Raw genomic sequence first — 18,390 nt, 5'->3', positions numbered from 1 at the left:
CGGCACGCCGCTGGTCCATATCGCAGCTTGTCAGGCCGGTTGGCGCTGCGAAACAGCGGCGGTTTTGCGGGCCTGTCGGCGGCGCACCGGCTCTTGCGGCTCGATTCGACGCTGCGGGTCCCGTTCTCGAAGCGGGCATCGTGGCGGGTCCGGCCGACGCCGATTCCGGCTTCATCATCGACCTGCCGCACGAAGTTTCCTCGGATGATTTCATCGAAGGCCTTCACCCTCCGGCCTGTTCTCGCCTGGCACGGTCATCATCCAGCCGGCCGCCTATATAAGAGGCGTGGCCGACTGCCTGCAGGCGCCGGTGCGGCTTTGCAGGCCAAGCCGGCTTCGCTGCCGCCGCAGCCGCTGACGACGATCGGCGCGAAGATCCATCTCGCCTACGCGAATGGCGCGCCTGCAGGGAGTGACACAGACTTCTAAAACGTAAGCTGTACCTTACAGGCGACCGTCCGGTCGCCGGCCAGTGTGAAGGCTGCGGTGGCCTCTTCGAGGGGCAGGCTGTGGCTGATGATCGGCCGGACATCGATCTCTCGACTTGAGATCAGCTCGACGGCGGCGGCGAATTCCTCGTGGAAACGCTGCGTGCCATGGATATGGAGCTCCTTGCCGACGATGGCGTTGAGCGGGATCGGGATCTCTCCTGTGACGCCGACCTGCACGATCGTGCCGCGCGGCCTGATGGCGGCAATGGCACTACGGATGGCGGGTGCGGCGGCCGAGCACTCGAAGACGAGATCGAAATAGCCCTTGCCCGTCTCGAATTCGGCAAGCGCCGCAGCCTCTCGAGACACATTGATCGTCCGGCTCGCGCCCATCGCCTCGGCTCTCTTCAGCGCCGCATCGGCCAGATCGGTCACGATGATCTCGGCCGCGCCGTGATAGCGGGCGGCGGCAACCATCAGGCAGCCGATCGGACCGGCGCCTGTGACGAGGACGCGCTTGCCCGCGAACTCTCCCGCGCGCGATGCCGCGTGCAGGCAAACGGCCAAGGGCTCGCTGCATGCGGCTTCCGAGGCCGTCGCCGCCGCTCCCACTTCGAAGCACTGGCTGGCCGGCACGACCAGCCATTCCCGGAACATGCCCTGCTCATGAGGCAGGCGCATCGCGCTGCCCATGAAGTGCATGTCGAGACAGTGGATCGGCAGTCCCTTCCCGCAATATTCGCACAGGCCGCAGGGTTGGCTCGGGTTGACCGCCACCAGAGTCCCAGGTTTCAGGTCTACCCCTTCCCCTGCACTCTTCACGGTTCCCGATGCCTCGTGACCGGGTATAATCGGCTCGCGTACCCTGATCGGTCCGAAACCGCCGTCCTGATAATAGTGCAGATCGGAGCCGCAAATGCCGGCGGCCGCCATTTTCAGAAGCACTTCGCCTGGGCCGGGAGCCAGTACGGTGCCGGTCTCCACCCTGAGATCGCCCTTTTGATAAAGCCGTGCCAGACGTGTCGGCATCGTAACCCTCCTATCTCAACAGTCCGAGTTGCTGCGGCAGCCAGAGCGATACGGCCGGAATGAAGGTGATCAAGATCAATGCGAGGAAGAGCGGCACCAACCAGGGCAGGATCGCCATTGTGGTGCGTTCGACCGAGAGTTTGGCCACTCTCGACAGCACGAAGAGCACCATGCCGAGCGGCGGATGCAACAGGCCGATCATCAGGTTCAGCGTCATGATCAGGCCGAACTGAACCGGATCGATACCGAACTTGGCGACAATCGGCAGCAGGATCGGCACGAGGATGGTGATCGCGGCGATCGTATCGAGGAAGCAGCCGACGAACAGCATCAGCAGGTTCACGAGGATGAGGAACACCCACTTATTGTCGGTGATCGACAGGATCGCATCGGAAAGCAGCTGGGCGGCCTGGCTGACCGTCAGCAGCCATGCGAAGACGGAAGCCGCGGTGACGATGAAGAGAACGGATGCCGTCGTCTCGATCGTATCGAAGCTGGCCTTGGCGAGCGTCGAGAAGGTCATGGTGCGGTAGCGCACGAGTCCGAGGAACAAGGACCAGAGCACCGCCGCCACCGCAGCTTCGGTCGGCGTGAACCAGCCCATCGTCATCCCGCCGATCAGGATAACCGGGGTCATCAGCGCCATGACGGCGGAAAAGCCAAAATACCAGTCGAGCGCCAGAAGCGCGAGAAGGGCAATACCCGCGGCGGCATTCATCGACAGGCCGGCCCGCATCATCAGATAGATCGCCACGGGCACCATCAGCACGACGATGATCTCCAATCCGGCCGACAGCAGCTGCCTGACGTCGAAGGGTGCGTCCGAGCCCCAGCGCTTGTAATAGGCAAAGGCGGCGACGGTGATCATCATCAGCAGCGTCATCACAATGCCGGGCAGGATGCCGGCCATGAACAGAGCGCCGATCGAGACGTTCGCCATCATGCCATAGATGACGAAGGGCAGCGACGGCGGAAAGATCGGGCCGAGCGTGGCAGATGCCGCCGTGACGCCGACCGCCGCTTCGACCGGATAGCCGTGATCCTTCATCGCCTTGATCTCGATCGTGCCGATGCCGGCCGCATCGGCGAGCGCCGTGCCCGACATGCCGGAGAAGATGACCGAGCCGATAATGTTGACCTGCGCCAGTCCGCCCTTCATCCAGCCGACCAGCGCGACCGCGAAGGAATAGATGCGGCCGGTCACACCCGCCGAGTTCATCAGATTGCCTGCCAGGATGAAGAAGGGCACGGCGAGCAGCGGAAAGCTTTCGACGCCGGCGATCATGCGCTGGGCGACGATAATGTCCGGCGCGATGCCGTAGAGCACGATGTAGAGCACGGATGCGACGGCCATCGAGATGGCGACGGGCACGCCGATCAGCATCATCACCAGAAAGGAACCAAGAAGCAGCAGCATGGGGTCAACCCTCGACGGTCTGGAATTCTTCCGGGCGCTCCAGAACGGAATAGCCGCGGCGCATATTGGCGATGAAGACGATCACTGCGCGGATCAGCATCAGCACGAAAGCGACAAGCACCGAGTAGAAGACGATGTTGCGCGGCAGTTCGATGGTGACCATCTGCTCGTCGGCGACGATTTCGACGTAACGCCACATCAGATAACAGCCATAGGCGAAGAAGCCGATGCGGATGATATCGACGAGAGTTGCGAGCACGCGCGCCAGCCCCGCCGGCATATAATGATAGAACACATCCACCTGGATATGCCGGGAGGTGCGCACGCACATGACGGCGCCGAGGAAGACGACGCCGATCAGGCAGTTGATCGCGATTTCCTCGGTCCAGGCATAGCTGTCGTTCAGCACATAACGCGTGAAGAATTGCAGGAAGACGCAGCCTGCCATCAGCCAGAAGACGATCAGCGTGATCCAGTCCTCGATGGCGTAGTCCGAGACATTTGCGGTCGGCGCGTGGCCTTCGAACTCGTGGCCGATTTCCTCGGCCGTAATTGGCGTGTGAATTTCTTGCGACATGATCGGCCTTGTTCCTGTTGGCGAAGAAGGGCGCGGCGCGGCGGCGCGACCTTGGTTCGTTGAGGGAGGCGCTATCCCTCATCCGGCTGCCGCCACCTTCTCTCCGCACGCGGGGAGAAGGCACAGGCCGCAACCTCTCGGTTCGCCCCCGGCCTCTCGAATGGCACGTCCCCTCGCCCCGTTTACGGGGAGAGGGTTAGGGTGAGGGGCAGTCTTCGCTGAGGAGCTTACTGGATCGCCCGGATCGCTTCCCAATCGGACTTCTCGTAGCCGAAGTCCTCGAACTTGACCTTCTCCATCACGTTCTTTTCGAAGTCGGCCTTGTCGACCTCGGTGACGTTGATGCCCTTTTCCTTGAAGGTGGCGACGAGGCTGTTTTCCTTGCCTGCGATCGTCTTGGTGGTGCGCTCGGCGGCCTCCTGCATCACTTCGCCGAAGATCTTCTTGTCTTCGTCGGAAAGGCTTGCCCACCGCGTCTTCGAGATCACCGTGTTGAGGTGGTCGACGATGTGGCCGGTCAGGATGATGTTTTTCTGGACTTCGAAGAACTTCTTCGCCTCGATCGTCGTCAGCGGGTTTTCCTGCGCCTCGACCGTGCCGTTCTGCAGGGCGAGATAGACTTCGGCGAAGGCGATTGGCGTCGTGTTGGCGCCGCAGGCGCGCGGCATGGCGAGGTAGGCCGGAACGTCGGGCACGCGGATCTTCAGCCCCTGCATGTCGGCGCATTTGGCGATCGGCTTGTTCGAGGTCGTGTGACGCGTGCCGTAATAGCTGACGGCGGCGATATGGTTGCCGGTCTTGTCTTCATAACCCTTGGCGAGGCGCTTGAAGACGTCGCTCTTGGTATAGGCGATCAGGTGGTCCGGGTTACGGAAGATATAGGGGAAATAGGTGACGCCGATCGGCTTGTAGTCGCGTGCCGCAAAGCTCGATCCCGAGATGATGATGTCGACCGTGCCGAGTTTGAGGCCCTGGTTGATATCGGCTTCCTTGCCGAGTTGCGAGGCCGGATAGACTTCGATCTTGTAGCGCCCATCGGTGCGCTTGTTGATTTCTTCGGCGGCCCAGACGGAATCGGTATGGAAGGGCTCGGACGTCTCATAAACATGCGCCCATTTCAGGACGGTCTGGGCATGGGCGATCGCCGTACTCGCCATGATTGCGGCTGCGGTGCAAAGTATTGTTGCCAGTCTGCTCTTCATTGCTCTCTCCTCCCGAGCTCGGGTTAAAACTTGTCGGTTCCTTTCGCGGGACCCTTGTTGCGGCCACGCTCCTCCTCTCCCGAAAACTCCTCCCCGAAGCTCTCGGAAAACCTCTTCTGCGATAGGGTCAAGTGGGTGCGCATGGCAGCCCGAGCACCTGCCGCATCACCGGCGGCGATTGCATCGCGGATCGCCTGATGTTCGCCGAGGGCGGTGCGCCATGTCGTCGGTCCCTCGAAATGGCTGGCCAGCTTCGCGAAATACGGCGTCATGCGCATGTCGAACATTTCTCCGGTCACCCGGATCAGAGTCGCATTGCCGACGATCATGGCAATGCCGGTGTGGAAGGCGCGGTCTGCGGCAAGTACAGCACCTGCATCGTTGACGTCGCTGCTCATGCGCATCAGCGCCTCGTCGAGCAGGGCAATGCCTTCGGGCCCGGCGCAGCCTGCCGCTTCTTCGGCAATGGCGCATTCGATAATCGCCCGAGCCTGCAAGAGCTCGAAAGGCCCTTCCACCGGGTCGCGCTCGCTTGCCGGGGCATGGGCGGCATGCCGGCGCACCACATAGATGCCGGAACCCATGCGGATGTTGATGAGGCCTTCCACCTCCAGCACGATCAGCGCCTCACGAACAGTCGGTCTCGATACGGACAATTGCTCCGCCAGATCGCGCTCGGCCGGCAATCGCTGGCCGACGGCGAGCTCGCCGCTCGCGATCATCAGGCGAATTTGATCCGCCACCTGCCGGTAAAGGCGGCGCGATTCAACGGGCGAAAACATCGTTGCCTCCCTGACGGCATCTCCTCAACGCCGCTGGTCAACTGGCTTGACCAATTGCCTTTATGCCTATCACCGCTTGATTTGTGCGTCAATGCGCCGCATGAAACTCAGGCGGGCGGCTCACACCGTAGACCGCGCCAAGGGTGCGGAAGGTTCCCAGCGTTGCCGGGTCGAGCTCGACCACCTTGCTCTTCCCTGCGGGCAGCCGCCGCCCATTCACGGTCGCCGGTGCCATGACAGCCAAGCCTTCGCGCGCTGGCGAGTTGTGCAGATATCGATATCGATGAAGACGGCGGGTTTGAGGGCGATGACGAAAGCGCCGGCCCGATGGGATGGAGAAGACGGGACCGGGCATCGTTCAATTCAATCCGTTCTAAGATCCCATAATCCCTAGCCAAGCGCCCGTCCTTCTTAAGTCGGCCAGCATGCATATGAGACGACGGCAATATGCTTGGGAACCGCAGGAGGTGTAGTGTGACAGGTTCTGATATTGTCGCGGAACGCAGGTTCGCCTCGACTCTCGAGGCGATGACCGATGAAGAACTATTTGATCTAATGGCCGAGCTGGAGATGGGTTGCGAAGCACCAGAGCGACTGTCGGTCGTCGATGACCTCTTCGCAAAGATCGTGCTGACCGAAAGCGCCATCGAAAGGCGTTTCCCCGGGCAGATGCTGCGGCCTTACAAGGATTGGCAAAGCGGACAGAAGCCGCGGCCGCACGTCAACGTGCAGCAGCCGATGCACGGCCTGCGCGGTCGCTGATCTCGACCAAACAGGGGCCGGATACGCCCAAGAGATCATAAGCATCGGCCGCGAAAGTTTCGAGCGCCGCGCGATTGCGGACGATGACCAGACCTCGGCTGGAGTAGATGAGACGTTCGCCTTCCAGTATATGTAAGGCGTCGGTGACGCTCGATCGCCTTACGCCGAGCATCGTCGCCAGATACTCGTGGGTAATTGCAATTTCCTGACCCTCCAGCCGATCCTGACACATAAGGATCCACTTCGCCAACCGTACATCAATCTTATGCACGGCGTTCGAAAGCGCGGTATGTGCCACTTGCGCGAAGAAAAGATGAAGGAAGTGCGAAAGCAACGGCCGAACTGCCGGCTGCTCATACAGAAACCGTCCCAAAGCGGCAGCTTCTACACGTCGTCCATGACCGGCCATCTGCATGGTGACTTGGAATGGAGATCCCTGTCCCTCCATAATCAGGGCGGGCGGCGACACTCCGTCCCTGCCGATCAGTCCGATCTCTGCCTTTCTGCCTTCGGGGCTGGCGGCCACTATGGAAGCGATTCCGCTTTCCAGAAAATAATAATGGCTGATGGGCGTGCCGGAATGGACAAGATCGACCCACGCGGGAGGAGGAGCGGCTCGAGAATTTTCTCCAGCGCCAAAAGTTCCGAACCCGTCAGATACGATAGAATGAGGTTTTGAGTTTGAGAATGTCGCATGGCCCGGCCCGGAGTTTGGCAAGAGCACGTCGTCTCCCAGCCGCCAACGCCGCCTAGTCTGCTGACGATGTCCGAATTATGGACCTCGGCCCGACCGATTACAAGTTGGATCGGCGGGGTTTTGTGCGAAAGCGCACGTACCATCGAAAGTTATGTAGCAAGTGCTAATGTATGCCGAGGGCAGTGCCGTGGAGTTCGTTGGCATGGATCAATGTTCCTTCCCCGGAGGTGAGGATGAAATCTATCGGCATATTGTCGAGAGCGCCTTCGACTATGCCATTTTCGCGATGGATCTCAGCGGCGCAGTGACGACGTGGAATGCAGGGGCGAGCAAGCTCTTCGGTTATTCAGCCGAGGAGATCATCGGCCAAAACAGTGCCATCATCTTTTCCTTCGAGGATCAACTCGCCGGAGCGGCCCTCAAGGAGATGAGGCTTGCTCTTTCCACCGGCCGCGCAGACGACAACCGGTTGCACGTCAAGAAAGATGGCAGCTTTTTCTGGGCATCCGGATTGATGATGCCGCTTCGCAACGGCGCCGGCAAAGTCTACGGGCTGATCAAGGTCGTTCGCGACCGGACGCAGTCGCTCCAGCAGGACGAAGCATTACGCGCCAGCGAAGAGCGCCTGCAGCTCATTCTTGAAAGTGCTGTCGATTACGCGATTTTTGCCTTCGATCAGGACGGACGGATTATCAGCTGGAACACTGGAGCCTCCCGCATCTTCGGCTATGAGGAGAGCGAAATCCTTGGGCGCGACGCCCGAATCCTGTTCCTGCCGGACGATCGTGAGGACGGGGCGCCGGACCGCGAGATGATGACGGCGCTTGAGCGGGGTAGCGCAGAGAACGAAAGGTTTCACTTGCGCAAGGATGGCTCGACGTTCTGGGGCAGCGGACTGACAATGCCGTTGCGTGTCGATCGCAAACGCGCCGGCTTCCTTAAGGTCCTTCGGGACGATACGGAACGTCACTTCGCCGAAGAGCATCAGCAGGTTATGGTGCGCGAAATGAGCCATCGCGTCAAAAACAGCCTCGCACTGGTCGCGGCTATGCTCGCGATGCAGGCCCGTTCAGCAAAGGAGCCAGAGGCCAGTCGAGCCCTTCGCGACGCCGAGGCGAGAGTGGGAACGATCGCCCAGGTGCATGATCAGTTGTGGCGTCAGCCGCATGTCGAAACAGTAGATCTGTCGGAATTCCTGTCGAGCCTTTGCCAGCGTCTTGAACAGTCGAGCGCGCTGCATAGGGTATCGATTGACGCCGACGGGTGCGTGGTCGATGCCGATCGCGCAATCCAGATCGCTCTTCTGGTCAACGAATTGGTGACGAATGCATTCAAACACGCTTATCCGGCCGTGCATGGCGTCGTTACGGTCAACGCGCGCTGCGCCGGCGATGAGATCCGTCTCGAGATCTTCGATAATGGCAGGGGATTGCCGCCGGATTTTTCGCCCGGCGAGACGAACGGAAGAAGCCTCGGAATGAAGATCGTGCGTGGTCTCGTGCAGCAACTCAAGGCCGAGCTTCGTATCGAGAATCGTCAGCCTGGTGCGGGTTTCGTGATTCGTATGCCGAAAGATGGCTGATTTGGGTTCCTTTCCTTCCGCTGAACAGGCCGGGCGAACCGCCGCTACCGCTCTTCCGGGCTGCTCCAGGACGCGGCGCGGTCGAGCGCTTGGCCTTTCCGCCTCAATGCATACCCTCGGCGAAGCAAGGGTAGCAGCGCAATGGCAAGTCCCTGTATCTAAACGATGATATTGTTTCCCGAGCGACCTACGCGTTTTGTCAAAACCGCACAGAAGGGCTCGCGAATATGGCTTTGGCGGCTCTTTTGAAGCATAAGCAGTTCATTACCGTGACCGCACAGGGTGCCGGTATGAGCGGCGGGCTCTCCTTCCCCGCAGGAGAGGGTCATGGCCGCACCGAATCAGCACGATGTTCATAATCTCTTGTTGAAGGTTTTGCCTACCGACGCCTTCGATATGCTTCTTGCCGATGCGCAGGCGGTCCAGCTGCCAGCAAGACATGTCCTGGTTGAAGCCGACCAGCCGCACGAGCACGTCTGTTTCCTCGAAGATGGTCTCGCGTCGATGGTTGCGGTGAACGGTGAAGACGAGGCCGTCGAAGTCGGACATATTGGATACGAAGGCATGGCGGGCGCGCATATTGTGCTGAAGACCGATACGACTCCCAATCGAACTTTCATTCAGGTCGCGGGATCAGGTCTGCAGGTCTCCGTCGAACGCTTCCGCCGGGTGACGACGGAATTTCCGGATGCCCATACTTTGTTCCTCAATTATGTGCACTGCAGCGACATCCAATTGGCCCAGTCGGCGCTTGCAAACGGGCGCTACAACATGCACGAGCGGCTCGCCCGCTGGCTGTTGATGTGCCATGATCGGTTGAATGGAGGCGACCTGCCCCTCACGCACGAGTTCCTGGCGCTCATGCTCGGTGTTCGCCGCTCGGGCGTCACGAACGAACTGCACGTCATCGAGGGCTTGAGAGCGATCAGGTCGACCCGGGCGAATGTCCGGATTCTGGACAGGGAGCGGCTGGAGGAGATCGCGGGAGGAAGCTATGGCATTCCGGAGCGGGAATACGAACGGCTGATCGGGTTGCCGATCCGCCGTCCGGCTCATCCGATTGCCGATCCGCCGGCCGCTAATCGGCGCGTCTGATCGTCGTCTCGGCAAAGTGCACGACCAGGAGGAGCATCCCCTGTTCGTCACAGATGTGCGCCGTCGCACAAATCCTGGGTTCTTCAACGATCAGCTTCAAGGCAATCTGCCGATCGGAAGTATCGAGACTGGAGCTTGACAGCGACCGAGCCGATGCTGCGACTGCTATCCATTGTGGAATACCCACTGGCTGGCCTTGAAAGTCGCTGGCGGACGCGCCTTCCCCGGCTCCTCCTCAAGGTCCAGATGCATATGGCGCATGAGCCCCGTCAATTTATGCTTGTCGCGAATCCCGCATTCGAACCATGAGACAAGCTCCCTGGCAACGAGTTCGGCCGCCGGACTGGTGATCGCGTAGGACTTTTCCTGGCACCATCCGCGCAGAATCGCTTGCAGCATAGACACGTCGTCAGGCTGCAGCGCCGGCTTCGAAATTCCCGAATGCTGCCTCATCCGCGTTCCTCCCTTTTATATGCAGGGATCCTAAACTTCAGCTTTTCGATTTCAACAGCTGGTGCGAAAGCGTACGGATAAGCATGTAACTCAACTGGGTCATGAAAACCGGGAACCGGTCTACCCTGATCGGGTTTGGGCAGCACGATAAAACCGGTCGCATCACGCGCTTGGATGTGGTAGGCGCGGGCCAGGCTTGGCCGCCCGATGTTGGAAAGCCCTCGACAGCATGTTCACCAGGTAAACTCGTAACGTAGTAAGCGTCCGCCATGAAGTCGCTCAGTCCGATAGCCGGCAAGACGATCCTTATCATTGGTGAAGCCGATTTTCTTTCGGGCGATGCCAAGGCGGCGTTCATTGCGCGCCAGGCGTCCGTCACCGGCCCGATCGTTGTGTCCGGGGTGGTGGATTACCTGCGCGAGGGGCTTGTGTTCGACGCCATGATCATCGACGTCACGATCTGCGACGAAGACATGCTGTGGATGAATGAATGGCTGGAGGCTCGGCAAATTCCCTTTGTCTTTGCTCATGACGAGCGATTTGAAATGCGTCCTGGCGGCTTCGTCCTCAGCGCGCGTCCTTCTGACATCGACGCAATGATTGCGGCGTTGTTCGGGCCGGATTCGTCCTACTACCATTAAGAGGATCCTTTGCACCTCCTGCATGAGGCTGGCTGCATGAGGCTGGGTCGATCGCTCTTAATTTGTCCTCCGGACTTGCGATGTCCGTTTGCGTACAGTTGTCCACGAAAACTTGCGTAGGTCATCTTCCGATCCCATTATCAAAGTGCACAACGAGAATCCTCGGGCCCAGCGAGGCTGCAATGCTCGATGCTCAGTCGATTCATTTGAAAGCGCTTGATTCAGCCGATCTCGACGGCCTGAACGCAATCTTGAACATAATCTCACGAGAGGCAGGCGCGCCGTTGCGCGCGCCAGAGATGCAGGCCGTCGCGGCGATGCTGATAAAATTGTATCGCCATGGCGTGACCGATGAGGAGAAATTGCTGTCGGTCGGGCGCCTGGCATTGAAGCAAGCAGAGGCCCGTCTGCCGCTATCAAGGCCGCCCCTGACAGTCCGCCCGAAGTCAGCATCGAGACGCTCGAGCTCCAGGACAACCGCGAATAACGATGAGCAGGCGGGGGGAGTGAGAACCAACCATGATCCTTCCAACCGGAATAAAATCCCGCCGGCCGGTCCACACGCCAGGGATGACCTGACAGACAGGAGCAAGACGCCTGGCGCCGGATCGCTGCCGGAGAAGGATGAGGAGAGCATTACTCCTGGATCGGGCTGACGAATCCTGAACCGAGCCGGCTTTCTCGTGTCAACGCGCGAGTTGTCTTCCGATCAGCCTTCGGTATTCTTCCTCGGCCGCGCCGTACGACCCGTGTGCTTCCTCGATCAATCCCCGCCGGTTCAGAATGACGATTGGCGGCGGGTCGAGCGGATGAGACCCTTGCCTTCGAGCAGATGCAGCGCGACTGTGACGCCGGCACGGCGGACGCCGAGCATCACTGCGAGAAATTCATGGGTCAGCCAGATAGTCGTGCCGTCGGTTCTATCGTGGACCATCAATAACCAGCGCGCCAGCCGCTCCTCGAGCTTGGCGTGACCGTTGGCAAGTACGGTCGAGGTTGTTTGCGCCAACAGCGCCTGAACATAGGCGAGAAGCAGGCTGCGAAGCGCGCGGCTCTCATCCATCGCGGCGGAAAGCACCCGAGCCGGTAATTTGAAGCCGTGGCCGGTGACCTGCATGAATGTTCTATTCGCGGATTGGCTGCCGCCAAGGATGACTGCGGCGCCTGTCATGCCCTCTCGCCCGACGATGCCCACCTCGATATCGCGCCCGCCAGGAAATCTTGCAACGATCGAGGCAAGTCCGGACTCGAGAATGTAGACGTCGCTGACCGGGCTGTTCTCCATTTCGAGAATCAGAGGCACCTCCAGTTCGATCGGCTCAAGATGAGGCAGCAGAAGTTCACGCTCCTGAGGCCCCATGGCCTGCAAGAGATCATTGCGAAAATGCAAATGTTGATCGTCCATGTCCATCAGCGATCGAAGATAATCGGCCCTATTGCGAGTGAACCTAACCATCTAGAATCGTTGAGCAATATATTGTGCAATAGCGTACAATCTTCAAGGCTGTGACTCTCAATCATCGCCCGACCCATCATTCTCGCAAGACTGCGATATCCACGATCTGACAAGGCCGTTCGCCCTTGCCGCCAGCCTTGTCGGAAAACGGTTGAAGCCGTGCGGCGCATGGGGAAACGCGACGCAGTCGGCATTGCCGCTCTGCTGCTGCCATTGCCGCGCCATCGAAAGGCTGTCGTCGACAATAGGATCGAGTGCCCCTGCAATCAGCAGGGCTGGGGGTAGCCCCGAGAGATCGGCGAACAAGGGGCCTTCGGCTTCGCGTCCCGAAAGACTTGGCGTTAGTCGCCGGAGATTACGAAGCGCCGCCGGCCCGTCAATGACGAGGCTCCTGCCTGTCGAGCGCCGGAGACTTTTCGATCCCGTTAGGTCGAAGGCGCCACAAACCGAGATGAATCCTGCGACGACTCCCGCCCTGCCGCGTTCGCGCAGATGAAGAAGCGTTTCCGCTGCAAGATGCGCACCGGACGATTCGCCGCCAAGAATGATCCGCTCGACCTGCAGCTCGGAGAGATGCTCGACTACCCAGTCGATCGCCGCCCTGCAATCCTCCAAGGTAATGTCGAGCCGGTCATCGACCGCATTGTGAAAGTCGACACCGGCCACCAGCACTCGGCAATTTTGTGCAATGGGCCGGGTGATGCGGTCATCGAGGCGGGCGTTTCCCATCACCCAGGCGCCACCGTGGAAATGCACGTAAAGCCCACGGCGGATCCTCTTGGGAAGAATTAGCCGCAGGCCGACGCGCCTGCCATCCGCAAGGATGGCGCGGTGGGCAATATCGCTGTGGCGCGGCAGTCCCAGGGAACACAAGAACTGGACCGCGCGCACCGTCACCTGCACGGCTTTGGCGTTCCAGCGCCGGTCAGTATGATACCGCGGAAGAACGTTCAGAACAGTATTCAAGCCGCGGGCGCGGGCGAGCTCATGGCGAGTAAAGCATGGGTGCTTGCCGACGGCATTCCCGGGCACAGCCTCGTTCACCTCGAATCAACCTCCACTGCGCTCGTTGATGCATTCTTAGGCCCCGCAGATTCAGTAGCGATGCGCGTTTCAGGGAACTCGATCCGAACCTGCAAAATGCGGCGGCCAAACACGAACAACGAAACCGCAAGACGGTTCCAGGCGGGAACCAACAGAAGTGTTGGGAGTTGGACATGGCGAGCTGGCCATCGCGGCATCGAACTGACGGCATCGTCCGCAGCATCCCGCACTCGCCGAAGGGCGAAGATTGGCAGAAACCATGATGCAGCCCAAAGAGAATCGCTTGCTGGGGCTCCTGCCGAAAGAGGAGTATGCAGGTGTCGTCAGCCAACTCGAACCCTGCGCCATTCCGCGCGGTTTCGTCATCGCCGCGGCAGATGCTGTCATAGAATACGCCTATTTCCCATGCTCGGGCATAGGCTCGGTCATCAATATCTCGCCTGAGGGCAATCGTGTCGAAGCGGGATTGTTCGGCCGCGACGGTTTTGCGCCGGTCGCGGCGGCGATAGGGGCAGGCATCAGTGTCCCTGAGGTCACCATCCAGGTGCCCGGTTTTGCCTATCGTCTGCGACAAACCGCGCTGCTGGATCTGATGAAAACGCAGCCGGTTTTCGCCAGCCTCCTCAATAAGGCTGTTCATGTTCTGGCAACGCAGGCCGGCTTCACCGCGCTCTCCAATGCCGTCCATGAGATCGATGAGCGGTTGGCCCGCTGGATATTGATGTGCCACGACCGGATCGACGGCAATGAGCTCGCGCTGACACACGAGTTCATCGCCTTGATGCTGGCGGTGCGGCGGCCGAGCGTCACCACCGCCCTGCATCTGCTCGAAGGCTACCGCTTCATCCGCTCCGTTCGCGGCCTGGTGATCGTCAGGGATCGCGCCGGCCTGGAAGACTTCGCTTCCGACGCCTATGGCAAAGCAGAAGACGAATATGAGCGTTTGATCGGGCCTCTTAGGAAATCGAGGCGCGGTCTGACCGACATATCTTCCGCACGCCCGGCCTGACCAAGCGGGTCAACGCTTGGCCGTGGCATACAATTCGTAGCCGCGATCCTCCCAGAACCCCGCTATTGCCACCGTAGAGCTGGCCGAGATCGGCGACCGCTTTTGAGAGGCCAAGAAAGCCCGTCATGTTGAAAGTATCGGTCAACCCCTTCACCTGGTGGGCGTGTTCGACGGTCTCCATCAAGGTGCGGTCGTTGTCGGCGCCGTATTGGCCCCAATAGAGCGCCGGGTGCGTATTGAATATCTGCAGTCCGCTAAACAGCAGCACAGCGAGACAAAGGACGTTCACCCATTGCGACAGGCGCACGGCAAGGCTGCGCCGGTAGATAATCATAGAACTCTCCTGATGGATTTTCGTGTCCACCGGCGGCCTGCCGATGGCTCACCTCCGGTTATTCGCGGGAGTGCCGGGAGCGTTACAGCTTCATGCGCATGTGATAGAGCTGTTATGCCGAAATTGCTTTCATCTTCCTGTAACCGATTGGACGCTTCCAGCGAATGAACTCTTGACAGCATGACAACCGCCCATTCGGAAGAAGCCCTGAGAGCATTGATGCTTCTCTCCCTCGATGGGGACGAGGCTGCCTATCGGCGTTTGCTGACGGCGTTGCGTGTGCTGCTTGTCGGTTATTACAGCCGCAGGATGGCTGCGGCGGCGAAAGCGGATATGGAAGACCTGGTCCAGGAGACATTGCTGGCGCTGCATTCCCGCCGGTCCACCTATGACCGAGAAAGACCTTTCACGGCCTGGTTCTTCTCGATCGCCCGCTATAAGCTGATCGACCATCATCGCGGCCGCGGCGGACGCAGGTTGACCGAGACCGAGCTCGATGACGAGATCGAAAACGACTTCAGCGAGGATAGGCTGACAGCCCGCATGGACGTCGAGCGGTTGCTCGACGGGCTGCCGCCGAGACAGCGGGAACTGATCCGGCAGGTGAAGCTCGAGGGCCAATCAGTCGCCGACACCGCGAACCGCACCGGCCAGTCTGAATCGGCGGTGAAAGTCGGCATCCACCGGGCGCTCAAGGCGCTCGGAGAAAGATTGCGAGGCGCATCGTGACAGAGACGGACGACATTATCGAACATCTGGCAGAGGACCTGAAGCCGGTGCCGCGCAACGCGCTGCGACGCCGCTTCACGCTCGGCATCGTGCCGGCCATGGGGTTCTCTTTGCTGCTGATGCTGATCATTCTTGGTCTCAGGATCGATATGCCTGACGTGCTGATGCTACCGGTCTTCTGGATCAAGTCGGCCTATAATGCCCTGGTTGCCGTGGCGGCTTTCATTGCCGTCTACCGGCTTTCCCGCCCCGATGGTTCCGAGGGAGGCTTTTTCGGTCTGCTTGCCTTGATCTTTGCCGCCATGGCCGTTGTTGCCGCCATCCAGCTCCTGATGGCGCCGGTCGGCACCTACCGGTTACTGATCCTCGGGTCCTCGGCGCTGCATTGCCCGCTGCTCATCGTCGGCTTCGCCATCCCCATTTACGCCGGCACGGTCTGGGCGCTGCGCCGCGCGGCGCCTGTGGATCTGCGTCTGACGGGCTTCATTGCGGGCATTGCCGCCGGTGCAGCGGGCGCCTGGGTATATTCCTGGTTCTGCACCGAAAACGGCATGCCGTTCGTGTTGATCTGGTATACGTTCGGTATCCTGATCACCGGCGCTCTCGGCGCCGTGGCCGGACCTCGCCTGCTCCGCTGGTAGAGCCCTTCTCAACCCGTTGTCCGGAACATTCCGCCTTTCGGCTGGTTCGAGAGCCGAAGGAGAGGAAGATGAACCAAGGTTCGGATCGTCGCGCTTTCGCGATCTATATCGCAGCCATCGTCTTAGTCGGGCTTTTGATCGTGCTCGGCACTACGCTCTCCTGGAACGCGGGCAGCAGAAGCGATCATAGCATACAGTTTTCAAGGGAAGCCAATCCGTGATGGAACAGCCGAAAGACGACCCTGTCCGGGTGGACGGGCTGAATGCTGACCAGCAGCGGAACGGCCTGAAAATCCTGTGGTTGGTCATCGCTCTGTTCGCAACAGTGGTCGCCATCGCCTTTCTGCTTTACGTCTCGATCCTCGTCTACGGCGTAATGCAAAGGATGTAGCACCGGCGGAGTTTCGTCGCGAACGAGCGTCACCGAAGGCAGACCCTACTCCTTGCGTCGAGCTGCCAGCCGGAGCCGGATGGCGAAGTGATCGAGACTTCCGGGCAGATTGTCGACAGTGAGCGAGGGTTGGAGCAGCACAACATCGGCCGCCGACAAGAATGCGCCGACGGCAAGGCTCGCAACCGTCGGTACGAGATTATGTGCCGGGCAGATGGCGGGACCGGCACTGAAGGGTACGAGCCCGGCGGCCGGCAACGCATCATTCTCTCCCCAGATGCTCGGTTCCATCCGGTTGGCATAGAGGAACTCGGGGTCTCGATGGAAGAACGGTGCGAAGATGATGACGCCCGTGCCACGCCGGATGACCCTGCCGCCAGATTTGATATCCTCGGTCAGCTGCCTGAGGATGACGGGCGTTGTCGGCCAGAGTCGCAAGACCTCGAGCAGGCAACTGCGGGTGAAAGGGCGATCGAGGTCCCCGCTCATGGCCTCTTCCACGGCTTTGGCCCAATAGCTCACATGGCAGGCCAGCATCGCCAGCGTCCTCATAACGGCAATTCCGGCCGCGTCGAAAGCGAACAGCCACTGAGCCACTTGGCTTTCCGGAGCGAACTCACCGCCTTTCGGAAACCGGCTGACGAGACTGTGTTTTTCCGGGTCGCTGAGATAGTGACTGACCTGCTGATGAAACAGGGCTAGCTTGCCCCGGTCGACCGGGGCGGCAAAAGCCCAGTTCGCCCGCTCCCGGAGGTCGTTCAAGGTCTCGGTCAATTTAATGTCATTGCGCGCCCGCTCGCCGAGGACGAGTCGCCGGACGGCCCGAAACCGGGCCTGCGAAAAAGCTGGCCAATCGAGCTCAGCCGACCGGTTGGATCCGATGTCGCGCAAAAGCTGGAGGAATTCGGCGTCTACGACGGCTTTGAAATGGGCGGAATACGGATGGAGCCGGTCTGCGGTTGCCAATGCCTGCTCATGAGCGGACCGAAGCTCGCCGCGCCGCGAGGCCGACGAGACCAGGACGTTCTTCGGTTCGACGTGGGAAAGGGCGGCGTGCTTTTCCGCCGTTGCAGCGGCAAATGGTTCGGGCGAAGATTGGAGCACCGTGGAGACATCAGCCGGATCCAGGAGGAGCAGTTGCGGCCGGAATGGAATAGGCAGCAGAAGAGGCGCCGGACCGTATTTCCTTTTCAGCCGCTGCATTTGTTTCACGGCTTTTGCATCCCAGTCCTGCTGCTCCGCCAGATGCTCGATCGCCCGGCGGCGGATAATGATGCCCCTGGCAACCGTCGGGGCCACGATCGTCATGATCACCCGAAGCGTATCGGTCCATCCGGCACGGTTTACTCTGGGAAAAACAGCGTGACTTCGCGCATTCATGACACTCCAACCCGGTCGGCAGCGACCCTCCGTAGCGGAGGGGTCTGACCTGTACCTGTAGGGCCATCTTATCGGCGTAAATTTGGAACCAGGACGAGGGCCATTTGTTCCTGCCCGGCCTGCCGATGGACCGACTGGGCGCTCAGTCGGCGAGATGGTTTCCGAGCATCTGCAGCAGGGACTCGCGGGCACGGCTGACGCGGCTTTTCAAGGTGCCGATCCGGCATCCGCACATCCTGGCGGCGTCCTCGTAACTCGTTCCGGCAGCCACCAATGTCAGCGCGCGGCGCCTGTCCTCGGATAGACGCGTCATCGCCCGTTTCAACTCGTGTTCCCGCAGCGTCCACTCCTGGGTCGGTGCGATCGCCACCTGCTCAATCGCCGCATCCATCCCTGCCGGTTCGCGTTTCCGCCGGCGGTAGTTGGTGCAGAACGTATTTCGAAGGATGGTGAAAAGCCAGGATTTGAGCGACGTGCCGGGCTGATAGAGATGCACCGAATTCAGCGCCTTCAGCAAGGTTTCCTGGACGAGATCGTCAATGTCATCTTCACTGCGCAAAAATCTGCGGGCAAAGGCCCGCAAGGCCGGCGTCAATTCGACGATCTCAAGCTCGATTGCGGACTTTTCTTTGCAATGCGACGCAGGACGTACGGAAGACGAGGAAGTCATTTTTCTCTCCTGGAATGAGAGGGAAAGTTCCTGCCGTCCTTTTCGTTGCCGTACGATATCGGACAAAC

At 60.2% G+C, this 18,390-nt stretch carries 21 protein-coding genes and 3 pseudogenes; 11 read left to right on the top strand and 13 right to left on the bottom strand.

Annotated features, from left to right (window positions below; genetic code table 11):
• Positions 1–57 precede the first annotated feature (57 nt).
• Positions 58–319: pseudogene (locus PYR71_RS31050) on the top strand (hypothetical protein); the annotation flags it as partial.
• A 106-nt stretch (positions 320–425) separates the two neighbouring features.
• Here the strand turns inward: PYR71_RS31050 and PYR71_RS23100 are convergent.
• The 6 genes from PYR71_RS23100 to PYR71_RS23075 form a co-directional block, all read right to left on the bottom strand.
• Positions 426–1,460 carry an L-idonate 5-dehydrogenase gene (locus tag PYR71_RS23100; RefSeq protein ID WP_275620981.1) on the bottom strand — a complete coding sequence of 345 codons (1,035 nt, stop codon included), beginning with the start codon at positions 1,458–1,460 and terminating at the stop codon, positions 426–428.
• 10 nt (positions 1,461–1,470) lie between these two features.
• On the bottom strand, positions 1,471–2,877 hold the full coding sequence (locus PYR71_RS23095; RefSeq protein WP_275620980.1) for a TRAP transporter large permease: 1,407 nt from the start codon (positions 2,875–2,877) through the stop codon (positions 1,471–1,473).
• 4 nt (positions 2,878–2,881) lie between these two features.
• On the bottom strand, positions 2,882–3,454 hold the full coding sequence (locus tag PYR71_RS23090; RefSeq protein WP_275620979.1) for a TRAP transporter small permease: 573 nt from the start codon (positions 3,452–3,454) through the stop codon (positions 2,882–2,884).
• Positions 3,455–3,681: 227 nt separating this feature from the next.
• Positions 3,682–4,656: a sialic acid TRAP transporter substrate-binding protein SiaP gene (locus PYR71_RS23085; RefSeq protein ID WP_275620978.1), complete on the bottom strand. Its 975-nt coding sequence runs from the start codon at positions 4,654–4,656 to the stop codon at positions 3,682–3,684.
• Positions 4,657–4,679: 23 nt separating this feature from the next.
• A complete protein-coding gene (locus PYR71_RS23080) occupies positions 4,680–5,438 on the bottom strand; it encodes a FadR/GntR family transcriptional regulator (RefSeq protein WP_275620977.1) in 759 nt (252 codons plus the stop codon).
• 88 nt (positions 5,439–5,526) lie between these two features.
• Entirely contained in the window at positions 5,527–5,673 is a 147-nt protein-coding gene (locus tag PYR71_RS23075; RefSeq protein WP_275620976.1) for a hypothetical protein, read from the bottom strand.
• A gap of 239 nt (positions 5,674–5,912) precedes the next feature.
• On the opposite strand from PYR71_RS23075, the gene PYR71_RS23070 reads away from it, so the two are divergent.
• The gene (locus PYR71_RS23070; RefSeq protein WP_323115734.1) at positions 5,913–6,200 is read left to right on the top strand and encodes a hypothetical protein; all 288 of its coding nucleotides are present in this window, start codon (positions 5,913–5,915) and stop codon (positions 6,198–6,200) included.
• Here the strand turns inward: PYR71_RS23070 and PYR71_RS23065 are convergent.
• Positions 6,160–6,924, bottom strand: coding sequence for a Crp/Fnr family transcriptional regulator (locus PYR71_RS23065; RefSeq protein WP_275620975.1), 765 nt, complete (start codon positions 6,922–6,924; stop codon positions 6,160–6,162). The two genes, PYR71_RS23070 and PYR71_RS23065, sit on opposite strands and share 41 nt — an antisense overlap.
• A gap of 175 nt (positions 6,925–7,099) precedes the next feature.
• On the opposite strand from PYR71_RS23065, the gene PYR71_RS23060 reads away from it, so the two are divergent.
• Positions 7,100–8,479: a sensor histidine kinase gene (locus tag PYR71_RS23060; RefSeq protein ID WP_275621046.1), complete on the top strand. Its 1,380-nt coding sequence runs from the start codon at positions 7,100–7,102 to the stop codon at positions 8,477–8,479.
• Between the two features lie 327 nt (positions 8,480–8,806).
• Positions 8,807–9,574, top strand: a complete 768-nt coding sequence (locus PYR71_RS23055; RefSeq protein ID WP_275620974.1) for a Crp/Fnr family transcriptional regulator — start codon at positions 8,807–8,809, stop codon at positions 9,572–9,574.
• Positions 9,575–9,739: 165 nt separating this feature from the next.
• Here the strand turns inward: PYR71_RS23055 and PYR71_RS23050 are convergent, their stop codons facing one another.
• On the bottom strand, positions 9,740–10,027 hold the full coding sequence (locus tag PYR71_RS23050) for a hypothetical protein (RefSeq protein WP_275620973.1): 288 nt from the start codon (positions 10,025–10,027) through the stop codon (positions 9,740–9,742).
• 269 nt (positions 10,028–10,296) lie between these two features.
• Between PYR71_RS23050 and PYR71_RS23045 the strand changes: the two genes are divergently transcribed.
• Complete coding sequence (locus PYR71_RS23045) at positions 10,297–10,668, top strand: response regulator (protein ID WP_275620972.1); 372 nt, start codon at positions 10,297–10,299, stop codon at positions 10,666–10,668.
• A gap of 182 nt (positions 10,669–10,850) precedes the next feature.
• Complete coding sequence (locus tag PYR71_RS23040) at positions 10,851–11,324, top strand: hypothetical protein (RefSeq protein WP_275621051.1); 474 nt, start codon at positions 10,851–10,853, stop codon at positions 11,322–11,324.
• Between the two features lie 30 nt (positions 11,325–11,354).
• On the opposite strand, the pseudogene PYR71_RS23035 reads toward PYR71_RS23040, so the two are convergent.
• A pseudogene (locus PYR71_RS23035) lies at positions 11,355–12,073 on the bottom strand (Crp/Fnr family transcriptional regulator).
• Positions 12,074–12,181: 108 nt separating this feature from the next.
• A complete protein-coding gene (locus PYR71_RS23030; RefSeq protein WP_275620971.1) occupies positions 12,182–13,168 on the bottom strand; it encodes an alpha/beta hydrolase in 987 nt (328 codons plus the stop codon).
• A gap of 262 nt (positions 13,169–13,430) precedes the next feature.
• Here PYR71_RS23030 and PYR71_RS23025 point away from each other — a divergent pair, with 262 nt between their 5' ends.
• Complete coding sequence (locus PYR71_RS23025) at positions 13,431–14,177, top strand: Crp/Fnr family transcriptional regulator (protein WP_275621045.1); 747 nt, start codon at positions 13,431–13,433, stop codon at positions 14,175–14,177.
• A gap of 189 nt (positions 14,178–14,366) precedes the next feature.
• On the opposite strand, the pseudogene PYR71_RS31045 reads toward PYR71_RS23025, so the two are convergent.
• Positions 14,367–14,511, bottom strand: a pseudogene (locus PYR71_RS31045) (cytochrome b/b6 domain-containing protein); the annotation flags it as partial.
• Between the two features lie 180 nt (positions 14,512–14,691).
• Here PYR71_RS31045 and PYR71_RS23015 point away from each other — a divergent pair.
• The 4 genes from PYR71_RS23015 (at position 14,692) to PYR71_RS23000 (ending at position 16,272) form a co-directional block, all read left to right on the top strand.
• Positions 14,692–15,240 carry a sigma-70 family RNA polymerase sigma factor gene (locus PYR71_RS23015; protein WP_183934574.1) on the top strand — a complete coding sequence of 183 codons (549 nt, stop codon included), beginning with the start codon at positions 14,692–14,694 and terminating at the stop codon, positions 15,238–15,240.
• Entirely contained in the window at positions 15,237–15,881 is a 645-nt protein-coding gene (locus PYR71_RS23010; RefSeq protein WP_275620970.1) for an NrsF family protein, read from the top strand. Before PYR71_RS23015 ends, PYR71_RS23010 begins: the two co-directional genes overlap by 4 nt.
• A 68-nt stretch (positions 15,882–15,949) precedes the next feature.
• Positions 15,950–16,102 (top strand): hypothetical protein, encoded by a 153-nt coding sequence (locus PYR71_RS23005; RefSeq protein WP_183934572.1) that lies wholly within the window; start codon positions 15,950–15,952, stop codon positions 16,100–16,102.
• Positions 16,102–16,272 carry a hypothetical protein gene (locus tag PYR71_RS23000; protein ID WP_183934571.1) on the top strand — a complete coding sequence of 57 codons (171 nt, stop codon included), beginning with the start codon at positions 16,102–16,104 and terminating at the stop codon, positions 16,270–16,272. The genes PYR71_RS23005 and PYR71_RS23000 overlap by 1 nt, the downstream gene beginning before the upstream one ends.
• Positions 16,273–16,317: 45 nt before the next feature.
• Here the strand turns inward: PYR71_RS23000 and PYR71_RS22995 are convergent, their stop codons facing one another.
• Both PYR71_RS22995 and PYR71_RS22990 read right to left on the bottom strand, forming a co-directional pair.
• Complete coding sequence (locus PYR71_RS22995; RefSeq protein ID WP_323115733.1) at positions 16,318–17,652, bottom strand: cytochrome P450; 1,335 nt, start codon at positions 17,650–17,652, stop codon at positions 16,318–16,320.
• A 142-nt stretch (positions 17,653–17,794) separates the two neighbouring features.
• On the bottom strand, positions 17,795–18,322 hold the full coding sequence (locus PYR71_RS22990) for a sigma-70 family RNA polymerase sigma factor (protein WP_183934569.1): 528 nt from the start codon (positions 18,320–18,322) through the stop codon (positions 17,795–17,797).
• Between the last annotated feature and the right edge of the window lie 68 nt (positions 18,323–18,390).

It is taken from the genome of Rhizobium mulingense, from assembly GCF_029194105.1.
Lineage (GTDB): Bacteria > Pseudomonadota > Alphaproteobacteria > Rhizobiales > Rhizobiaceae > Rhizobium > Rhizobium mulingense.
The sequence above is the reverse complement of the archived record's forward strand: the minus strand, read 5'-3'. Positions and strand labels throughout refer to the sequence as shown.

Excerpts from the sequence above, each read along its gene's own strand:
- PYR71_RS23090 (WP_275620979.1), bottom strand. The coding sequence starts at position 3,454 with ATGTCGCAAGAAATTCACACGCCAATTACGGCCGAGGAAATCGGCCAC.
- PYR71_RS23015 (WP_183934574.1), top strand. The coding sequence starts at position 14,692 with ATGACAACCGCCCATTCGGAAGAAGCCCTGAGAGCATTGATGCTTCTC.
- PYR71_RS23075 (WP_275620976.1), bottom strand. The coding sequence starts at position 5,673 with ATGGCACCGGCGACCGTGAATGGGCGGCGGCTGCCCGCAGGGAAGAGC.
- PYR71_RS23060 (WP_275621046.1), top strand. The coding sequence starts at position 7,100 with ATGGATCAATGTTCCTTCCCCGGAGGTGAGGATGAAATCTATCGGCAT.
- PYR71_RS23000 (WP_183934571.1), top strand. The coding sequence starts at position 16,102 with ATGGAACAGCCGAAAGACGACCCTGTCCGGGTGGACGGGCTGAATGCT.
- PYR71_RS23055 (WP_275620974.1), top strand. The coding sequence starts at position 8,807 with ATGGCCGCACCGAATCAGCACGATGTTCATAATCTCTTGTTGAAGGTT.
- PYR71_RS23025 (WP_275621045.1), top strand. The coding sequence starts at position 13,431 with ATGCAGCCCAAAGAGAATCGCTTGCTGGGGCTCCTGCCGAAAGAGGAG.
- PYR71_RS23040 (WP_275621051.1), top strand. The coding sequence starts at position 10,851 with ATGCTCGATGCTCAGTCGATTCATTTGAAAGCGCTTGATTCAGCCGAT.
- PYR71_RS22990 (WP_183934569.1), bottom strand. The coding sequence starts at position 18,322 with ATGACTTCCTCGTCTTCCGTACGTCCTGCGTCGCATTGCAAAGAAAAG.
- PYR71_RS23100 (WP_275620981.1), bottom strand. The coding sequence starts at position 1,460 with ATGCCGACACGTCTGGCACGGCTTTATCAAAAGGGCGATCTCAGGGTG.
- PYR71_RS22995 (WP_323115733.1), bottom strand. The coding sequence starts at position 17,652 with ATGAATGCGCGAAGTCACGCTGTTTTTCCCAGAGTAAACCGTGCCGGA.
- PYR71_RS23050 (WP_275620973.1), bottom strand. The coding sequence starts at position 10,027 with ATGAGGCAGCATTCGGGAATTTCGAAGCCGGCGCTGCAGCCTGACGAC.
- PYR71_RS23095 (WP_275620980.1), bottom strand. The coding sequence starts at position 2,877 with ATGCTGCTGCTTCTTGGTTCCTTTCTGGTGATGATGCTGATCGGCGTG.
- PYR71_RS23045 (WP_275620972.1), top strand. The coding sequence starts at position 10,297 with ATGAAGTCGCTCAGTCCGATAGCCGGCAAGACGATCCTTATCATTGGT.
- PYR71_RS23080 (WP_275620977.1), bottom strand. The coding sequence starts at position 5,438 with ATGTTTTCGCCCGTTGAATCGCGCCGCCTTTACCGGCAGGTGGCGGAT.
- PYR71_RS23085 (WP_275620978.1), bottom strand. The coding sequence starts at position 4,656 with ATGAAGAGCAGACTGGCAACAATACTTTGCACCGCAGCCGCAATCATG.
- PYR71_RS23005 (WP_183934572.1), top strand. The coding sequence starts at position 15,950 with ATGAACCAAGGTTCGGATCGTCGCGCTTTCGCGATCTATATCGCAGCC.